Below are 19,145 nucleotides of genomic sequence, written 5' to 3'. Positions count from 1 at the left end.
ACGCGCGATCAGACGATGCCCTCCGCGAGTTCGGCCTGGTCGCGGTCGCTGCCGTACGCGGCGGTGGTCGGCGTACCGTACGAACGGCGGGCGACGAACCACCAGACGGTGGCGAGGACCAGGACGACGGCGAGCGCCACCGAGGCGTAGTTCATCGTGTCCACGGTGACCGGCGAGGACTGCGGCAGGCAGAACAGGACCGTCACCGCGGCCACCCACACGACCGCGATCCAGCCGATCGGCTTGCTCCACCGGCCCAGGTGCCACGGGCCCGGCTCGAAGCGGTCGCCCGCGCGCAGCCGCAGCAGCACCGGGATGGCGTAGGCAGGGGTGATGCCGATGACGTTGATGGCCGTCACCGCGCCGTACGCCGTCGCCGAGTACAGGGACGGCAGGGCGAGGACACCGGCGACGACGACCGACAGCCACACGGCGGCGACCGGCGTCTGGGTACGGGTGCTGACCTTGCGCCACAGGTGCGAGCCGGGCAGCGCCCCGTCCCGGCTGAACGCGAACACCATGCGGCTGGCCGCGGCCACCTCGGCGTTCCCGCAGAACAGCTGGGCGATGATCACGACGAGAAGCAGCGTGCTGGCACCGTCGGTGCCGAGACCGTCGAGCAGGATCTGCGCGGGCGGCACACCGGTGTCGGTGCCGAGCGTGCCCGCGTAGTCCTTGATCGCGAAGGTCAGGCCCGCGAGCAGCACGAAGCCCGCGATCCACGACACCCAGATGGACCGTACGATGCCGCGCGCGGCGGACACCGAGGCGTTGGAGGTCTCCTCCGACAGGTGGGCGGAGGCGTCGTAGCCGGAGAAGGTGTACTGCGCGAGCAGCAGACCGACCGCCGCCACGTAGATCGGGCTGTGCCAGCCGGTGTTGTTGACGAACTTGGTGAACACGAAGGACGCCGACTGGTGGTGGTCGGGGACGATCGCGAGCGCCCCGACGATGAGCCCGACACCGACCAGGTGCCACCACACGCTCACCGAGTTGAGCAGGCTGACCAGCCGGACCCCGAACAGGTTCAGCACGGCGTGCACCAGCAGGATCGCGCAGAAGATCAGCATGGTCCTGCCGGGGGTCGGCTCGAAGCCCCACTGGAGGTTCGCGAAGGCACCGGTGAACAGGGCGGCGCCGTAGTCGATGCCGGCGATCGCGCCGAGCAGCCCGAGCAGGTTCAGCCAGCCCGTGTACCAGCCCCAGCGCCGGCCCCCGAGCCGGTCGGCCATGTAGTACAGGGCGCCCGAGGTCGGGTAGGCGCTGGTGACCTCCGCGAGCGCGAGGCCCACGCACAGCACGAACAGGCCGACGCCGGCCCAGCCCCACAGCATGACGGCGGGCCCGCCGGTGTTCATGCCGAAGCCGTACAGGGTCATGCAGCCGGACAGGATCGAGATCACCGAGAAGCTGATCGCGAAGTTGCCGAAGCCGCCCATGCGGCGGGCCAGGACCGGCCGGTAACCGAGTTCGCGCAGGCGCTGCTCTTCGTCCTGCGCCGGCAGACCTGGCGATGGGGAGGGATCGGGGATGTGGGACATGGGCGGGCCTCCGGGGGATGAGAGGGAGTAGGAGGGAGCAGAGGGAGTCGAGGGACTACAGGGATCGGGGGAGGTGCGGGGGTGGTGCGGGTAGTGCGCGATGGGGAAGTACGAGAGGAGTGAGCGGCGTGCGGGGGTCAGGAGTCGCGGCTGGAACCCTCCGCGGCCTTCCGGCAGCGGTCGCGGGCCTGGAGGAAGATCTCCACTCCGCGGTTGCGGTCCGGGGTGCGGTACATCCAGGGCGGAGGCGTGAAGTACGGGCCGATCGCCTCGAACACCCGGGCTGCTTCCGGCAATTGCACGGCGCCCCAGAGTGCGTGGGCCAGATGGTTGAGGTCCAGCATCGAGCGTTCGGCCCGGTGCGAGAGCTCGAACCAGGAACGCAGCGCCTGGTCCGCCTCACGGGTCGCCTCCTCCGCCACCCAGCTCAGGTCCAGCGCGGCGTCGTGCCCGCTGCCCCGGCGGTAGCGCTCGACGCGGACGTAGAGCGGCAGCAGGTGCAGCGCGGAGCCGCGCGGCGCCCGGTCGGCGGCCCAGTGGGCGTAGCCGGCGGCCTCCGCGAGCCGGCCCGAGCCGCTGCGCGCGTACAGGAACTGCAGCATCCGGTGGTGGGCCTCGCGGTTGTACGGGTCGCGCTTGTCGGCCTCGGCCAGCAACCCCCACGGCCCCGACGGCAGCAGCGGCTCCGGCGCGGCCGTACGGTGCTCCTCCCAGCGCTGTTCGGCGTCGAGCTGGGAGAGTGCCAGTAAGCACACCCAGGGCACGGGGTCCTTCGGGGCGGTCCGGGTGGCGGTCTGCGCGGCGTCCCAGGCCTCGATCCACAACTCGTGCGTACGGCGGTGCCGTTCCCGCTGGGCCCGCAGCGCCCGCTCGACACCGACCCGGGCCTGCATCACCGCGGCGTGCACGCTGTGCGGTTCCTCCGCGAGCCAGGCCCGTACCACGTCGCTGCCGGCGGCAGCCGCCGCGAGGACCTGGGTACGCTGGGTCCAGCGAGGCCAGTCCGCGCTGTCCGCGGTGGCGGCGAGCAGGGTGCGCATGGCCATCCAGCGCCCGGTGCGCAGATCCTGCAGGGCGGCACGCAGGGGCTGGTCGTGGCCGGCCGGATCGTAGGAGGGGCGCGCTCCTTCTCTGGCCATCAGCCCCTCGCCCCGGTATCCGGGCGCGCAGGCGCGGTGGCGTGGTGAAAAGGCAACAGCACTCCTCTGGGCGGTTGTTGGGATACTCCTCGTAGTCGGCGGTCACTATAGAGGCGGACGTTCCGGCGGGCCATTGTTGCCAACTGATCTTTTTACGCACGGATGTTGACCGATAGTTAGCCAGGCTTGACGGCGAGTGTCGGCCGACGGCAGTCTGTCGCGTGATCTTCAGCGAGGCGGCGCGACAGTGCGGTCCGCAGGGCGGCATGACAGTGCGGGAGGGTGCGATGACCGGGCCGGTGCTCGCGATCGACCAGGGCACGTCCGGCACCAAGGCTCTGGTGGTCTGCCCCGAACGCGGCGTCCTCGGCACCGGGTTCGCCGCCGTGCGCCCCCGCCATCTGCCCGGCGGCCTGGTCGAGGTGGACCCGGCCGAGCTGTACGCCTCCGTGCTCGACGCCGGCCGGTCCGCCCTCGCCGAGGCCGGTGAGCCGGTCGTCGCGCTGGGCCTGGCCAACCAGGGCGAGACCGTCCTCGCCTGGGACCCGGCGACCGGCCGCCCGCTCACCGACGCCCTCGTCTGGCAGGACCGGCGCGCCGAGTCCGTGTGCGCCGAACTCGCCGAGCACGCCGAGGAGTTGCGCGAGCTGTCCGGCCTGCCCCTCGACCCGTACTTCGCCGCGCCCAAGTTGGCCTGGATCCGGCGCCACCTCACCCGCGAGGGCGTCGTCACCACCTCCGACGCCTGGCTCGTCCACCGGCTCACCGGCGCCTTCGTCACCGACGCGGCCACCGCCGGGCGCACCCAGCTCCTCGACCTGGACAGCGCGCAGTGGTCACCGCGGGCACTGGAGATCTACGGCCTTTCCGGAGAACGGCTCCCGCAGGCGACCGACAACGCCCAACACATCGGTACGACCACGGCGTTCGGCCCGGAGATCCCGCTCACCGGCCTGATCGTCGACCAGCAGGCCGCCCTGCTCGCACAGCGCGTCACCCGGCCCGGCGGCGCCAAGTGCACCTACGGCACCGGCGCGTTCCTGCTCGCGCACACCGGCGACACCCCCCGGCGCGGCGCCTCGGGCCTGGTCAGCTGTGTGGCCTGGCGGCTCGCCGGACACACCAGCTACTGTCTCGACGGCCAGGTCTACACCGCCGCCTCCGCCGTGCGCTGGCTCACCGACCTCGGCGTCATCTCCTGCGCCGCCGACCTCGACCCGGTGGGCGGCGCCGTCCCCGACACCGGCGGCGTCACCTTCGTACCGGCCCTCGCCGGGCTCGCCGCCCCCTGGTGGCGCGGCGACCTGCGCGGCTCGCTCACCGGGCTCGGCCTCGACACCACCGCCGGGCACCTGGTGCGCGCCCTGTGCGAGGGCATCGCCGCCCAGGTCGCCGAACTCGCCGAAGCCGCAGCGGCCGACCTCGGCACCCCCGTGGACACGCTCCGCGTCGACGGCGGCCTCACCCGCTCCGCGCTCCTCATGCAGACCCAGGCCGACCTGCTGCAACGCCCCGTCGAGGTCTCCGCGCTGCCCGACGCCACCGCGCTCGGCGCCGCCGCCCTCGCCCGGCTCGGGGCGGACCGTACGCTGAGCGTCGAACAGGCCCTCCCCGACTGGAAACCCGCCGCCGTGTACGAGCCCCGCATCCCGGCCGAGCAGGCCGCCGAACGCCGCGCCCGCTTCCGCACCGCCGTCACCGCGCTCCTCGGCTCATGACGCCCAGCACGGACACGGTGGTCACCACAGTCACCGCCGCGGGACCGCTGCCCACGCACACCTACGACGTCGCGGTGGTCGGCGCCGGAGTGGTCGGCTGCGCGATCGCCCGCGAACTCGCCCGCCACCCCGGCCTGCGCATCGCCCTGGTCGAGGCCCAGGACGACGTCGGCCAGGGCACCTCCAAGGCCAACACCGCGATCCTGCACACCGGTTTCGACGCGACCCCCGGCTCCCTGGAGGCCCGCCTCGTCCGCGAGGGCTACCGACGGCTGGCCGACTACGCCGCCGAGTCCGGCATCCCCGTCGAACGGGTCGGCGCGCTCCTCGTCGCCTGGGACGAGGAACAGCTCGCCACACTGCCCCGGCTGGCCGAGAAGGCCGAGCGCAACGAGTACCACGACACCCGACTCCTCAGCCCCGCCGAGCTGTACGCGCGCGAGCCGCACCTCGGCCCCGGCGCACTCGGCGCGCTCCACGTCCCCGGCGAGAGCATCATCTGCCCCTGGTCGACCACCCTCGCCTACGCCACCCAGGCGGTCCGCGCGGGCGCCCACCTGCACCTCAACACCCGTGTGGAGCAGGCCCATTCGGACATGGGCGGGCACCGCCTGACCACCACCCGGGGCACCCTGCACGCGCGTCACCTGGTCAACGCGGCCGGGCTGCACGCCGACAGCCTCGACCGGCAGCTCGGCCACCACGACTTCACCGTCACCCCGCGCCGCGGCCAGCTCATCGTCCACGACAAGCTCGCCCGCCCCCTCGTCCGGCACATCCTCCTGCCCGTCCCGACGGCCCTCGGCAAGGGCGTCCTGGTCGCGCCCACCGTGTACGGCAACGTACTGCTGGGCCCCACCGCCGAGGACCTGGACGACAAGCGGGCCACCGGCTCGACCGCCGAGGGCCTGTCCGCGCTCCGGGAGAAGGGCCGCCGGATCCTGCCCGCTCTCCTGGACGAGGAGGTCACCGCCGTGTATGCCGGGCTGCGCGCGGCCACCGAGCACGAGGACTACCGCATCACCGCCCACCCCGAGCAGGCGTACGTCACGGCCGGCGGCATCCGCTCCACCGGTCTGACCGCGTCCCTGGCCATCGCCGCGCACGTCGCCGAGCTGCTGGCGGGCACCGGCCTGGACCTCGGGCCGGTCCGCGAGCCCGGCCCGGTGACCATGCCCAATCTCGGCGAGGCCTTCCCACGCCCCTACCAGAGGCCCGAACTCATCGCGGCCGACCCGGAGTACGGCACCCTCGTCTGCCACTGCGAGCGCGTCTCCCGGGGCGAGATCCGCGACGCCCTCGCCAGTACGGTCCCGCCCCGCACCCCGGAGGGCCTGCGCCGCCGCACCCGCGCCCGGGCCGGCCGCTGCCAGGGGTTCTACTGCGGGGCGGCGGTACGGGAGTTGTTCGAGGCGGCACAGCGGGAAGGGGCCGGGGGATGACAACTGTCCGGGACGCCGACGTCCTCGTCGTCGGCGCCGGGCCCGCGGGCCTGGTGGCCGCCGCCCGTCTCGCCGCGTCCGGAGCCGGCCGGGTGGAGGTGCTGGAGCGCGAGCAGCAGGCCGGGGGAGTACCCCGGCACTGCGCCCACGGCGGCTTCGGCACCCGGACACGTCCGCTGACCGGGCCCGCGTACGCCCGCCTGCTGGCCGAGGCCGCCGAGAGTGCGGGCGCCCCGGTCCGGACCGGGGTGACCGTGCTGGACTGGGCGGCGGGACGGGGACCGGTCGTCACCGTGGTCGGCCCCACCGGACCCGAGACGATCTCGGCGCGGGCGGTCGTACTGGCCACCGGCGCCCGCGAACGCACTTGCTCCGCCCGGCTGGTGCCCGGTACGCGGCCCGCCGGGGTGTACACGACGGGTGAACTCCAGCAGGCGGTCCACCTGTTCGGGCAGCGGATCGGCACCCGGGCGGTCGTGGTCGGGGCGGAGGATGTCTCCTACGCGGCTGCCGACACCGTCCGCGCGGCCGGGGCCGACGTCGTCGCCCTGGTCACCGGACACCCGCGCGCACAAAGCAGCTTCACCCGCGTCCAGTCGGCCCGGCTGCGCGACCGTGTCCCGCTGCTGACGAGCACCACGGTCACCGAACTCCTGGGACAGGGGCGCCTGTCGGGGGTCCGGGTACGCCGTGGCGACGGCCGCACCGCCGTACTCCGCTGTGACACCGTCGTGTTCACCGGCGACTTCGTCCCCGACCACGAACTCGCCCGCCGCGGCGGACTCACCCTGGATTCCGGCACGCGCGGCCCCGCCGTCGACGGCGCCCTGCACACCTCACGCGCGGGCGTCTTCGCCGCCGGCAGCCTGCTGCACGCGGTGGAGCGGGCGGGCACGGCGGCCGACGAGGGGGCCCGGGCGGCGCGTGCCGTGCTGGAGTTCCTTGCGGGCGCCCCGTGGCCGGACCCCGGCGTTCCCCTCGCCGTGACCGCGCCTCTGCGCTGGATCGCCCCCAACCGCATTGCTCCAGCCGACCGCGCCGCCCGCTACACCCTGCGCACGGCCGTCCCGCTGAACCGTCCGGTCCTGTACATCACCCAGGACGGCCGCCTCCTGCACCGCGAGCGTCCGAGCCTCGGCACGGTCCTGCCGAACCGCCCGCTGCTCCTCTCCGCCCGCTGGACCGACCGGGTCGACCCGAAGGGCGGGGAGGTGCGGGTCACGGTCGGCTGAGCCCGGGCGGGCCCGCACCCGCGGTCACAGCTCCGCGAACGACCCGTGCCGCCCGGCCCCCGCCGCGAAACGCGCCGCGCCCTGCGCGCTCTGCGCCAACACCCCCATGCCGTGCCGGAGCTCGCCGCGCATGGCGGCTTCCTCGGTGAGCCCGTCCTGCTCCAGCACCGACGCCCGGTCGGAGCGCAGGCAGGCCTGCGGGAAGCGGGCGATCTGCGCGGCCAGCGCCTCCGCCTCGGCGCGCGCGTGCCCGGTGGGGACGACACGGTTGGCGAGCCCCATCTCGTACGCCTCGCGGGCCGGTACCGGGCGGCCGGTCAGGATCATGTCCAGGGCCCGGCTCGTGCCGATCAGCCGGGGCAGCCGTACCGTGCCGCCGTCGATGAGCGGCACGCCCCAGCGGCGGCAGAAGACCCCGAACACGGCGTCCTCCTCGGCGACCCTGAGATCGCACCACAGGGCGAGTTCGAGGCCGCCCGCGACCGCGTGGCCCGCGACGGCCGCGACGACCGGCTTGGACAGCCGCATCCGGGTCGGGCCCATCGCGCCGTCCCCGTCCTCGGCGACCCGGTTGCCGCGCTCGGTGCCGATCGCCTTCAGGTCCGCGCCCGCGCAGAACGTGCCGCCCTCGCCCCACAGCACGGCCACCCGGGCGTCGTCGTCGGCCTCGAACGCACGGAAGACAGCGGCGAGTTCGGCGGCGGTGGGGCCGTCCACCGCGTTGCGGACCCCGGGGCGGGAGAGGATGACCGTGGTGACGTGTTCCTTGCGTTCGACGCGGACCGGCACGGGAAGGTCCTCCTTCTCTCGCTGATCGGGCTTCTCGGGCCGATCAGGCATCTCAGGCTTGCAGGGCTTCGCGAGCTGCCGCTCGGAGGGCCACTGTGCCTCAGATGACCTTCATCCGCACCAGTGCCCCCAACGTCAACGCTCCCGGCACCAGCGGCACCCACACGGTGATGACCCGGTACGCCAGCACCACCGCGGTGGCCACCGCGGCCGGGCCGCCCACCGCGATCAGCGCCACGATCAGCGCCGCCTCCACGGAACCCAGCCCGCCCGGGGTGGGCACCAGGGCCACCGCGACCGTCGCCGCGAGGTACGCCAGCGCCATGTGCGCGGGCGGCACCGGCAGGTCCAGCGCCTGGCCCACCGCGGTGAGACCGGCGGCCTGCAGCGCCGGGAAGGCCAGCGAGCCGCCCCACAGGGCGAGGGCGCGGGCCGGGCGGGTGTGCACCGACCGTGCCTCGCCGAGGGCGTCCCGCGCGAACGTGATCACGCGCGTGCGCAGCCGTCGTACGAGGGTCACGGCGGCGACCGCGACCAGGAGCAGGCCGATCACGCCGAGCAGCAGCGGGAGCGCCGAGCCGGCGGGCAGCAGGGGGCCGAGCTGCAGCGCGTCGGGGAACGCGATCAGCAGCGCGGCCAGCAGACCGAGCCGGCCCACGCACTCGGCCAGCAGGAACAGGGCGAGAGCGGCCGAGGAGCGGGCGAGGGGGACCCCGCACACGCTCATGAAGCGCAGGTTGACCGCGCTCGCGCCGAGCCCGGTCGGCAGCAGATGGTTGGCGGCGCCGGCGGCGAACTGGGTGGCCAGCAGCCGGCCCTTCGGCAGCGGCTGGAGCACCGCGCCCTGCCGGGAGAACGCGGCGGCGACCCAGGTCAGACAGGTCGCACCGGCCGCCGCGAGCAGCCACGGCCAGGAGGCGGTGCGCAGCTGGCCGAAGCCCTCGGCGAGCACCGAGCGGTTCCGTGAGGCCGCGAAGGCGACGAGTACGAGCGGGACCAGGCACAGGACCTGGCGGAAGGGGACGCGTCGGGGAAAGCGTCCTGGGCGGAGCGGGGGGAGCGGGGGAGCGGGGACGGCTGTCACACCGGGAGAGGTTTTCCGCGCCGCGTCAACGGCGGGTGGCTGAATCGCGGACGGCGGCTTACGGACGGGCAGCGGATGAGCGGAGGGAAGCATCGGGGCCTTCGGGTGGGCGGACGCCGGTCGGGATGAAGCGGACGCCGGTCGGAACGAAGCGGACGCCGGTCGCAACGAAATGGAGCCGGCATTGACCTCAACGAAGCTTGAGGTCGTACGTTCTCTTCCATGAGCATGGAGACCACCGCATGGATGCAACTGCACAGCGTGATGAACGCGCAGCAGGAGCGCCGCCCCTTCGCCCGCGCCACGCTGCGCCGCATCGCCGCCTTCGCCCGCCCGCACCGCGCCGGAATCATCCGCTTCGTCCTGCTCGGGGTGGTGACCGCCCTGCTGGCCGTCGCGACCCCCGTGCTGGCCGGCCGCGTCGTCGACGCGATCGTGGCGGGGCACGACTCCGGCAAGGTCGTCCGGCTCTCCCTGCTCATCGCGCTCGTCGCCCTCGCGGAGGCGGGGCTCGGCATCCTCGGCCGGCGCCTGTCGTCGACGCTCGGGGAGGGTCTCATCCTCGACCTCAGAACGGCTGTGTTCGATCATGTGCAGCGCATGCCCGTCGCGTTCTTCACACGTACTCGTACGGGAGCGCTGGTCAGTCGTCTCAACAACGACGTGATCGGCGCCCAGCGGGCCTTCGCCAACACACTTTCCGGTGTCGTGAGCAACCTGGTCACGCTGCTGCTCACCCTCGCCGTGATGCTCACCCTGTCCTGGCAGATCACGTTGCTCGCGCTGGTGCTGCTGCCGCTGTTCGTGCTGCCCGCCCGGCGCATGGGCAGCCGGATGGCTCGGATGCAGCGGGAGGCGGCGGCGCTGAACGCAGCCATGGGCACCCGGATGACCGAGCGCTTCTCGGCGCCCGGCGCCACCCTGGTCAAGCTGTTCGGCCGCCCGGAGGAGGAGTCGGCGGAGTTCGCGGCCCGCGCCCGCCGCGTCCGTGACATCGGCGTCCGTACCGCGACCGCCCAGTCGGTGTTCATCACCTCGCTCACCCTGGTCTCGTCGCTCGCGCTGGCCCTCGTCTACGGGCTCGGCGGCTGGTTCGCGCTGCGCGACACCCTGGAGCCGGGCGCCGTCGTGGCCCTCGCCTTGCTGCTGACCAGGCTGTACGCGCCGCTCACCGCCCTCGCCGGCGCCCGGGTGGAGGTCATGTCCGCCCTGGTCAGCTTCGAGCGGGTCTTCGAGGTGCTGGACCTGAAGCCGCTCATCGAGGAGAAGCCGGACGCCGGCGAGGTCCCCGAGGGCCCGGTCGCCGTCGAGTTCGCGGACGTCCGCTTCTCCTACCCCTCCGCCGACCAGGTCTCTCTCGCCTCCCTGGAGGAGGTCGCCGCCCTCGACACCCGCGGCGGCAGCGAGGTCCTGCACGGTGTCTCCTTCCGTGCCGAGCCCGGCCAGACCGTCGCCCTCGTCGGCTCCTCCGGCGCCGGAAAGTCCACGATCGCCCAGCTCCTGCCGCGCCTGTACGACGTCGACGCCGGCGCCGTCCGCATCGGCGGGGCCGACGTACGCGACCTCACCGCCGCCTCCCTGCGGGCCACCCTCGGCATGGTCACGCAGGACGGCCACCTTTTCCACGACACGGTCCGCGCCAACCTGCTGCTCGCCCGCCCGGACGCGACGGACGAGGAGTTGTGGGACGCCCTGGGCCGCGCCCGCCTCGCCGAGGTCGTGGACACCCTGCCCGACGGCCTGGACACGGTGGTCGGTGAGCGCGGCTACCGGCTCTCCGGCGGCGAGCGCCAGCGCATGACGATCGCCCGGCTGCTGCTGGCCCGCCAGCGCGTGGTGATCCTGGACGAGGCCACCGCCCACCTGGACAACACCTCGGAAGCGGCCGTGCAGGAGGCGCTCACGGAGGCCCTGGAGGGCCGCACGGCCCTGGTGATCGCCCACCGCCTGTCCACCGTCCGCGCCGCCGACCAGATCCTGGTGGTGGAGGCCGGCCGGATCGTGGAACGGGGAACGCATGAGGAGCTGCTGGCGGCCGACGGGCGGTACGCGGAGCTGTACCGCACCCAGTTCGCCCAGCGGGGGGACGAGGTGACGGCGGTCTGAGGGTCTTCTGAGGTCCTTCCGAGAGGGGCAGGGCGGGACTGCTCCTGCCGTGCCGCTGCCCGGTGCCGGGGAAACACAGTTTCCCCGGCACTTCCTTTTGTACGGGGCGAGTTGATGCCACACCTCTTGACCCGAACTGGTCTGTACCTTTAGCTTCACGCCTTAAACAAAGCCTGCGAAGTCGCGCTCAACTCCCGGCTCCATCCCGGGTGTTGAACGCGACTTCGCCGCCCCCCACGCGAAAGGCCACCGCTTCCCATGGGCAGATCCCTCCCCGCAGCCCTGTCCCTCGCCGTGCTGACCCTCTCGGCCGGCCTGCTCACCGCCTCTTTGGCGCAGGCCGCCACCGGCGCCATCACCGGGCTGGCCGGCAAGTGCCTCGACGTCGCCGGGGCCAACTCCGCCGACGGCACGCCCGTACAGCTCTACGACTGCAACGGCACCGTCGCCCAGCAGTGGACGGTCGGCACCGACGGCACCATCCGCGCACTCGGCAAGTGCCTCGACGTGACCGGCGATTCCACCGCCGACGGAGCCAAGGCGCAGCTGTGGACCTGTACCGGCGGCGCCAACCAGAAGTGGACCGTCACGGCCGCCCACGACATCGTCAACCCGCAGGCGGACAAGTGCCTGGACGTCACCGACAACAACCCCGCCAACGGCGCCCGCGCCCAGATCTGGAGCTGCACCGGCGCGGCCAACCAGAAGTGGACCGCGCCCGCCGCGGGCGGCGGCACCCCCTCCGCGCCGATGGCCGTGGCACCGTACCTGTACAACGGCTGGGGCAGCCCGCCGAACCCGAGCACGATCACCAGCGCCACCGGCGTCAAGTGGTTCACGCTCGCCTTCGTGCTCAGCAACGGCTACTGCAACCCCCAGTGGGACGGCAGCCGCCCGCTCACCGGCGGGGTCGACCAGCAGACCGTCAACACCGTGCGGGCAGGCGGCGGTGACGTGATCCCGTCCTTCGGCGGCTACAGCGGCAACAAGCTGGAGAGCTCCTGCTCCGGCGCGGGTGAACTCGCCGCCGCCTACCAGAAGGTGATCAACGCCTACGGTCTGAAGGCGATCGACATCGACATCGAGGCCGACGCCTACAGCAACGCCACCGTCCAGCAGCGGACCGTCGACGCGCTGAAGACCGTGAAGGCCGACAACCCCGGCCTGAAGGTGTACATCACCATCGGCACCGGACAGAGCGGACCCGACACCAGCCTGATCAACCGGGCCGCGGGCTCCGGGCTGACCGTGGACGCCTGGGCCATCATGCCGTTCGACTTCGGCGGCGCCGGACAGAACATGGGCAACCTCACCACGCAGGCCGCCGAGGGTCTCAAGAACGCGCTGAAGAACGCCTATCACTACAGCGACGACCAGGCCTACCGGGACATGGGCATCTCGTCCATGAACGGCATCACCGACCAGAACGAGACGGTCACGGTGAACGACTTCCGGACCATCCTCGCCTACGCCCAGCAGCACCACCTCGCCCGGCTCACCTTCTGGTCCGCCAACCGCGACCGCCCCTGCACCGGCGGCCCGGCCGACAGCTGCTCCGGCGTCGCCCAGAACGCCTGGGACTACACCCGCGTCTTCGCCGGCTACACCGGCTGACCCCCCCACCCTCCCCGCAAGGAGAACCCGTGCTACGCCTCCCCTGGCGCCGCAGATCAACGGCCGCCACCCTTCTGGCCGTTGCCGCCACGTCCCTGCTGGCCGCGGGCCCCACGCACGCGGCGGCCACCGCGCTGCCCAGCGGCTTCGCCACCCTCCTCAACGCCGCGAGCGGCAAGTGCCTGGACGCCAAGGCGGCCGGCACCGCCAACGGCACCGTCGTGCAGCAGTACGCCTGCAACGGCACGACCGCCCAGCAGTGGAGCTTCACCGCGACCGGCGACGGCTACGTCCGCATCAACACCGCCAACAACACCGGTCAGGTCGTGGACGTCACCGACGTCTCCACCGCCGACAACGCGCCCATCCAGCTGTGGAGTTACGGCAGCGGCGCCAACCAGCAGTGGCTGCCGGTCGACGAGGGCGGCGGCGCCTACCACTTCGTCAGCCGGGGCAGCGGAAAGTGCCTGGACGACCCCGGCGCCTCGACCGCCGACAGCGTGCAGTTCGTGCAGTACACCTGCAACGGCACGGCCGCCCAGCGCTTCCAGGTGGTCCCCGTGACCCAGTCCACGAGCAACCCGGACCTCGGGCCGAACGTGGTCGTCTTCGACCCGTCGATGTCCTCCACGGCCATCCAGAGCAGACTGGACTCCCTCTTCAAGCAGCAGGAGTCCAACCAGTTCGGATCCCAGCGCTACGCCGTCCTGTTCAAGCCCGGCGCCTACGACGCGGACGTCAACGTCGGTTTCTACACCCAGGTGCTGGGCCTCGGCCTCACCCCGGACGCGGTCTCGGTCAACGGCGCCGTGCACGCGGAGGCCGACTGGTTCGGGGGCAACGCGACACAGAACTTCTGGCGCGGCGCCGAGAACCTGTCGGTCAACCCGACCGGCGGCAGCGACCGTTGGGCCGTCTCGCAGGCCGCGCCGTACCGTCGCATGCATCTGCGCGGCAACCTCGCCCTGGACGACGGCGGCTGGTCCAGCGGCGGCTATCTCGCCGACAGCTTGGTCAACGGCCAGGTCAACTCCGGCACCCAGCAGCAGTGGCTGACCCGCAACTCCCAGCTGGGCAGCTGGACCGGGTCCAACTGGAACATGGTGTTCGTCGGCAGCCGGGGCGTGCCCGCCACCAGCTTCCCCAACCCGCCGTACACGACGGTCACGCAGAGCCCGGTCAGCCGCGAGAAGCCGTTCCTGTACGTCGACGGATCCGGCAGCTACCAGGTGTTCGTGCCCGCGCCCCGCACCAACTCCTCGGCCACCAGCTGGGCGAGTGGCAGCCCGGCCGGAGCCTCGCTCCCGCTGAGCCAGTTCTACGTCGTCAAGCCCGGCGCCACCGCGGCCCAGATCAACGCCGCCCTCGCCGCGGGCCAGAACCTGCTGGTCACCCCCGGCGTCTACCACCTCGACCAGACCCTGAAGGTGAACCGCCCCGACACCGTCGTCCTGGGTCTCGGCCTCGCCACCTTCGTCCCGGACAACGGCATCACCGCCATGTCCGTCGCCGACGTCGACGGCGTCAAGATCGCGGGCCTGCTCTTCGACGCCGGCACCACCAGCTCGAAGTCCCTCGTCGAGGTCGGGCCGGCCGGCTCCACCACCTCCCATGCGGCAGACCCGACCTCCCTGCACGACGTCTACTTCCGCATCGGCGGCGCGGGCGTCGGCAAGGCCACCACCGGCCTCGTCGTCAACAGCTCCGACGTCATCGGGGACCACATGTGGATCTGGCGCGCCGACCACGGCAGCGGCGTCGGCTGGACCAGCAACACCGCCGACACGGGTCTCGTCGTCAACGGCGACGACGTGACCATGTACGGCCTGTTCGTGGAACACTTCCAGAAGTACCAGGTCGTCTGGAACGGCAACGGCGGGCGCACCTACTTCTTCCAGAACGAGATGCCCTACGACCCGCCGAACCAGGCCGCCTGGATGAACGGCTCCACCCAGGGCTACGCCGCGTACAAGGTCGCCGACTCGGTCACCAGCCACCAGGCGTACGGCCTCGGCAGCTACTGCTACTTCAACGTCGACCCGAGCGTCACCGCCGCCCACGCCATCGAAGCACCGAACAATCAGAACGTCCGCTTCACCAGCATGGTCACCGTCTCCCTCGGCGGTACCGGCACCATCAGCCATGTCGTCAACGGCACGGGAGGACCGTCCAACTCCACGACCAACGTGGCGAATCTCGTCCGCTACCCGTAGCGACACCGCCCCTGCCCGGCCCGGGCCGATTGGCCCGGTCGGGTTCGGGGGAAGGGGAGGGTGCCGGAGGAGGGAACGCGAAGATGCACGACGGGCGCGCCTTGTTGCGGGTGCTGGCGGTGGACGACGAGGAGCCCGCCCTCGCGGAGCTGGTGTACCTCCTGGAGGAGGACCCGCGGGTCGGCAGGGTGGTGCCCGCCCTGACGGCCACCGACGCGTTGCGCCTGCTGGGCCACGCGATGCAGCAGGGCTTGCACGGCACGGCGGCCATCGACGTCGTCTTCCTCGACATCAGCATGCCCGGCCTGAACGGCCTCGAACTGGCGGGCCTGCTGGGCGGGTTCGCCACCCCGCCGCTCGTTGTCTTCGTCACCGCCCATGAGGACCACGCGGTCCGCGCGTTCGACCTCAAGGCCGTGGACTACCTGCTCAAACCCTTGCGCAAGGAGCGCTTCGCGGAGGCCGTACGACGCGTCGCCGAACGGGCCCGGGCGGGGGTGCCCAGGCCGCCGGAGCAGGACCTGGTGCACGCTTGCGGCGACCAAGTGCCCGTGGAACTGGGCGGCGTGAGGCGGTTCGTGCCGATCGCCGACATCACCTGCGTGGAGGCGCACGGCGACTACGCGCGCCTGCACACTCCGCACGGCAGCCACCTGGTGCGCATCCCGCTGTCCACGCTGGAGGAGCAGTGGCGCTCCCGCGGGTTCGTCCGGATCCACCGCAGCCACCTCGTGGCCCTCGGCCGCATCGAGGAACTGCGCCTGGACGGCGGCAACCTGAGCGTGCGGATCGGCGACCGCGTCCTCGCCGTGAGCCGGCGCAACGCCCGGGAACTGCGGGATCTGCTCGCCAGCCGCGCCAAAGGGGCGGCAAGCCCGGCGGGTTGAGCGCGTCCGACGTCTATCTCACCGATGCGGTGCTGCGTACACTCGCCGCAACAAGGTGATCACCGCGGCGTGGGGGAGTGCGTCATGGGTGCGGAATCCGTCCCCCGGAGAGAGTCGGTCACCGGAGAGCCGCGCACCGCACCGGCCGGCCGCACGGCGACCATCCGCCCCGTGGCCACGGACGACGACACCGCCGTACGCATGCTGATACGCCGTCAGTTGCGCGCCGCGTTCACCACGACGGCCCTGCTCACGGCCGTGCTGGGCCTGCTCCCCGTGGCCTTGCGCGTCCTGCCCCGGCCCGGCGTGCCGTTCGCCGTCTGGCTCGTGCTGGGCGTGGTGCCGTATCCGGCCCTGCTCGGCATAGGGGTCTGGTACGTCCGCCGTGCCGAGCGCAACGAGGGTGACGTGACCCCCCGTTGAACCAGACGTACGGAGTCGCCGGCGCGTCGGCCGTGGTCCTCGCCACGGTGCTCCTCGGAGCGCTCGGCCTGCGGATCTCCCGTACCACCTCCGACTTCTACGTCGCCTCGCGCAGCGTCCCGCCCCGGCTCAACGCCTGTGCGGTCAGCGGCGAGTACCTGTCCGCGGCCTCCTTCCTCGGCGTCGCCGGACTCGTCCTCGCCCAGGGCGTCGACATGCTGTGGTTCCCCATCGGCTACACCGCAGGATTCCTCGTCCTGCTGGCCTTCGTCGCCGCCCCCCTGCGCCGCTCCGGCGCTTACACCCTCCCGGACTTCGCCGAGGCCCGGCTGGAGTCCCGCACCGTGCGGCGGATCGCGAGCGTGCTGGTCGTCGGGGTCGGCTGGCTCTATCTGTTGCCCCAACTGCGCGGCGCCGGGCTGACGTTGCGGCTGCTGACCGGTGCGCCCGGCTGGCTCGGCGGGCTGATCGTCGCCGCCGTCGTGACCGGGGCGGTGGCCGCGGGCGGGATGCGCAGCATCACCTTCGTGCAAGCCTTCCAGTACTGGCTGAAGCTCACCGCGCTGCTGGTGCCCGCGGTGTTCCTGCTGCTCGCCTGGCGCTCCGACCACGTGCCGACGCCCGCCTGGGACGAACGGCCCGTCTTTACGCGTTCCACCGAGGTGCGCGCCGACCGGCCGCTGACCTTCACCGTCCGCGAACCGGTCCGTGTCACCGCGAACGGCACCGTCGACGGCCGTTCCCGCAAGGGCGTTGCCCTCACGCTCACCGAGGGCACCCACCAGGCCGGCGCCGACACCACCCTGCGCTTCCCGGCCGGCGCCCAAGTGCCCCGGCCGGCCGGCGCCGACGACCGCGCGTCGAGCTGGGCCAGGCCGCTGTCGGCGAGCCGCGAACAGCACAGCCTGTACGCCACCTACGGGCTGATCCTCGCCACCTTCCTCGGCACCATGGGCCTGCCGCATGTCGTCGTCCGCTTCTACACCAACCCCGACGGCCGCGCCGCCCGCCGCACCACGGTCAGCGTGCTGGGCCTGCTCGGCGCGTTCTACCTGCTGGTTCCCGTCTACGGTGTCCTCGGCCGGCTCTACGCCCCCGACCTGCTGCTCACCGGAGACACCGACGCCGCGGTCCTCGTCCTGCCGCAGCGGCTGCTCGGCGGGGCGGGCGGCAACCTGCTGGGCGCGCTGGTCGCGGGCGGCGCGTTCGCGGCGTTCCTGTCCACCGTCTCCGGACTCACCATGTCCGTCGCCGGCGTCCTCGCCCAGGACGTGCTGCCGACCCTCGGCATCCGGCACTTCCGGCTCGCGACCCTGCCGGCGATCGCGGTGCCAACCGCCGCGGGCGCCGTCGTCGGCGACCTGCCGGTGGCCGACGCCGTCGGCCTGGCCTTCGCGGTGTCCGCCTCCTCGTTCTGCCCGCTGCTCGTCCTCGGGATCTGGTGGCGCGGCCTGACCCCGCCGGGCGCGATCGCCGGACTGCTCCTCGGCGGCGGCTCGGCGCTCACCGCGGTGACCGTCACCATCGCGGGCGTCGTCCGCTCCGGCTGGCTGCACACCCTGCTGGCCTGGCCCGCGGTCTGGTCGGTCCCCGTGGGCTTCACGGCCATGGTCCTGACCTCCCTGGCCACCCGCCACCGCGTCCCACCCGGCACCGGCACCACGATGGCCCGGCTGCACCTGCCCGAACCGGCCCCGACGCCCCTCCATGGCGCGGTGGAACCGGCCGGACGGCGCCGCCCATGAGTGCCCTCGGGGTCGCCCTCCTCGCCCTGGCCGGGCTCGCCCTGTTCGCGCTGGGCGCCGCCCTCGCGCGCGCCGCCGCCCGACGGCAGCACGAGGACGCGGCCGGCCCCGGCACCCCCGTCGAACGCGCCACCTTCCACACCCTGCACACGGCCTCGCTCGCCGCCCCCGCGCTGCGCGCCGGCCTCACTCCGGACACCGCCCGCAAGGCCGTACGCCGGCTGCGCCCGCTGCTCGGCACGCTCGCGCTCGCCCTCGCCGACCAGGACTCCGTGCTGGCCTGGGACGGCACGGGCGACCACCATCGCGAACGGTTGGCGGCACCTCTCGCCCTCGCCATGCGCACCGGCCGTACGCAGACCTTCCCGCTGCCCTGCGTCCGGGACACCTGCCCCGTCCGCTGGGCGGTCCTGGTGCCGCTGCGGGTCGACGGCCGGGCCGGTGGCGCGCTGGCCGCGTTCGGCGAGCGGGAGTCCGCCGTCCTCGTCCGGGCCGCCGAGGAGGTGGGGCGCTGGGTGTCCGTGCAGCTCGAACTCGCCGACCTCGACCGGGCCCGCTCGAACGCGATCGAGGCGGAGGTCCGGGCCCTGCGCGCCCAGATCTCCCCGCACTTCATCTACAACTCCCTCGCGAGCATCGCCTCCTACGTACGCACCGACCCGGAGAGGGCCCGTGAACTCCTTCTGGAATTCGCCGACTTCACCCGCTACTCCTTCCGTCGCGACGGTGACTTCACCACCCTCGCGGAGGAGCTGCGCTCCATCGAGCAGTACCTGGAACTCGCCCGCGCCCGCTTCGGCAGCCGCCTTGAAGTGACGCTCCGGATCGCCCCGGAAGTCCTGCCCGTCACGCTGCCGTTCCTGTGCCTGCAACCCCTCGTGGAGAACGCGCTCAAGCACGGCCTGGAGGAGTCCGTCGACCGCGGCCGCATCACGATCGTCGCGGAGGACGAGGGCACCGAGGCCCGGGTCGTCGTCGAGGACAACGGCATCGGCATGGAACCGGAACGCCTCCGCGCGATCCTGCGCGGCACGGCCGGCCCCGCCACCGGCATCGGCCTGAGCAACGTCGACCGCAGACTGCGCCAGGTCTACGGCGACGAGCACGGCCTCGTCATCGAGACGGGCGTCGGAGCCGGCACGAAGATCACGGTCCGCATCCCGAAGTTCCGCCCCGGCGTCCAGGCCCCGCCGCCTCCCGTGTGAGGCTCCC

Annotated in this window: 14 protein-coding genes; 10 read left to right on the top strand and 4 right to left on the bottom strand. The window is 72.8% G+C overall.

The annotated features are described in order from the left end of the window. Positions 1 to 8: 8 nt before the first annotated feature. Positions 9 to 1,541 carry an amino acid permease gene (locus tag ACWD3E_RS26710; protein WP_451390096.1) on the bottom strand — a complete coding sequence of 511 codons (1,533 nt, stop codon included), beginning with the start codon at positions 1,539 to 1,541 and terminating at the stop codon, positions 9 to 11. A gap of 137 nt (positions 1,542 to 1,678) precedes the next feature. Continuing rightward, positions 1,679 to 2,680, bottom strand: coding sequence for a hypothetical protein (locus ACWD3E_RS26705; protein WP_451390095.1), 1,002 nt, complete (start codon positions 2,678 to 2,680; stop codon positions 1,679 to 1,681). 287 nt (positions 2,681 to 2,967) lie between these two features. Between ACWD3E_RS26705 and ACWD3E_RS26700 the strand changes: the two genes are divergently transcribed. The 3 genes from ACWD3E_RS26700 to ACWD3E_RS26690 are packed head-to-tail and all read left to right on the top strand — an operon-like array spanning position 2,968 to position 7,072. Next, entirely contained in the window at positions 2,968 to 4,398 is a 1,431-nt protein-coding gene (locus ACWD3E_RS26700) for an FGGY family carbohydrate kinase (RefSeq protein WP_451390094.1), read from the top strand. Next, positions 4,395 to 5,840 (top strand): FAD-dependent oxidoreductase, encoded by a 1,446-nt coding sequence (locus ACWD3E_RS26695; RefSeq protein ID WP_451390093.1) that lies wholly within the window; start codon positions 4,395 to 4,397, stop codon positions 5,838 to 5,840. The genes ACWD3E_RS26700 and ACWD3E_RS26695 overlap by 4 nt, the downstream gene beginning before the upstream one ends. Then, a complete protein-coding gene (locus ACWD3E_RS26690) occupies positions 5,837 to 7,072 on the top strand; it encodes an NAD(P)/FAD-dependent oxidoreductase (protein ID WP_451390092.1) in 1,236 nt (411 codons plus the stop codon). Before ACWD3E_RS26695 ends, ACWD3E_RS26690 begins: the two co-directional genes overlap by 4 nt. 24 nt (positions 7,073 to 7,096) lie before the next feature. Here ACWD3E_RS26690 and ACWD3E_RS26685 read toward each other — a convergent pair whose 3' ends face one another. Both ACWD3E_RS26685 and ACWD3E_RS26680 read right to left on the bottom strand, forming a co-directional pair. Further along, positions 7,097 to 7,861, bottom strand: coding sequence for a crotonase/enoyl-CoA hydratase family protein (locus ACWD3E_RS26685; RefSeq protein ID WP_451390091.1), 765 nt, complete (start codon positions 7,859 to 7,861; stop codon positions 7,097 to 7,099). A gap of 100 nt (positions 7,862 to 7,961) precedes the next feature. Beyond that, positions 7,962 to 8,945: a lysylphosphatidylglycerol synthase transmembrane domain-containing protein gene (locus tag ACWD3E_RS26680; RefSeq protein WP_451390090.1), complete on the bottom strand. Its 984-nt coding sequence runs from the start codon at positions 8,943 to 8,945 to the stop codon at positions 7,962 to 7,964. A gap of 228 nt (positions 8,946 to 9,173) precedes the next feature. Here ACWD3E_RS26680 and ACWD3E_RS26675 point away from each other — a divergent pair, with 228 nt between their 5' ends. The 7 genes from ACWD3E_RS26675 to ACWD3E_RS26645 all read left to right on the top strand — a co-directional run bounded on the left by ACWD3E_RS26675 (position 9,174) and on the right by ACWD3E_RS26645 (position 19,138). Continuing rightward, positions 9,174 to 11,051, top strand: a complete 1,878-nt coding sequence (locus ACWD3E_RS26675) for an ABC transporter ATP-binding protein (protein WP_451390149.1) — start codon at positions 9,174 to 9,176, stop codon at positions 11,049 to 11,051. Between the two features lie 258 nt (positions 11,052 to 11,309). Further along, positions 11,310 to 12,665 (top strand): ricin-type beta-trefoil lectin domain protein, encoded by a 1,356-nt coding sequence (locus ACWD3E_RS26670; RefSeq protein WP_451390089.1) that lies wholly within the window; start codon positions 11,310 to 11,312, stop codon positions 12,663 to 12,665. Between the two features lie 29 nt (positions 12,666 to 12,694). Then, positions 12,695 to 14,878, top strand: coding sequence for an RICIN domain-containing protein (locus ACWD3E_RS26665; protein ID WP_451390088.1), 2,184 nt, complete (start codon positions 12,695 to 12,697; stop codon positions 14,876 to 14,878). 101 nt (positions 14,879 to 14,979) lie between these two features. Continuing rightward, positions 14,980 to 15,765, top strand: coding sequence for a LytR/AlgR family response regulator transcription factor (locus ACWD3E_RS26660; RefSeq protein WP_451390148.1), 786 nt, complete (start codon positions 14,980 to 14,982; stop codon positions 15,763 to 15,765). 84 nt (positions 15,766 to 15,849) lie between these two features. Next, on the top strand, positions 15,850 to 16,188 hold the full coding sequence (locus tag ACWD3E_RS26655; RefSeq protein WP_451390087.1) for a hypothetical protein: 339 nt from the start codon (positions 15,850 to 15,852) through the stop codon (positions 16,186 to 16,188). After that, the gene (locus ACWD3E_RS26650) at positions 16,185 to 17,933 is read left to right on the top strand and encodes a sodium/solute symporter (RefSeq protein WP_451390086.1); all 1,749 of its coding nucleotides are present in this window, start codon (positions 16,185 to 16,187) and stop codon (positions 17,931 to 17,933) included. Before ACWD3E_RS26655 ends, ACWD3E_RS26650 begins: the two co-directional genes overlap by 4 nt. After that, complete coding sequence (locus ACWD3E_RS26645) at positions 17,930 to 19,138, top strand: sensor histidine kinase (RefSeq protein WP_451390085.1); 1,209 nt, start codon at positions 17,930 to 17,932, stop codon at positions 19,136 to 19,138. The genes ACWD3E_RS26650 and ACWD3E_RS26645 overlap by 4 nt, the downstream gene beginning before the upstream one ends. Positions 19,139 to 19,145 lie beyond the last annotated feature (7 nt).

It is taken from the genome of Streptomyces sp. NPDC002676, from assembly GCF_053592455.1.
The sequence above is the reverse complement of the archived record's forward strand: the minus strand, read 5'-3'. Positions and strand labels throughout refer to the sequence as shown.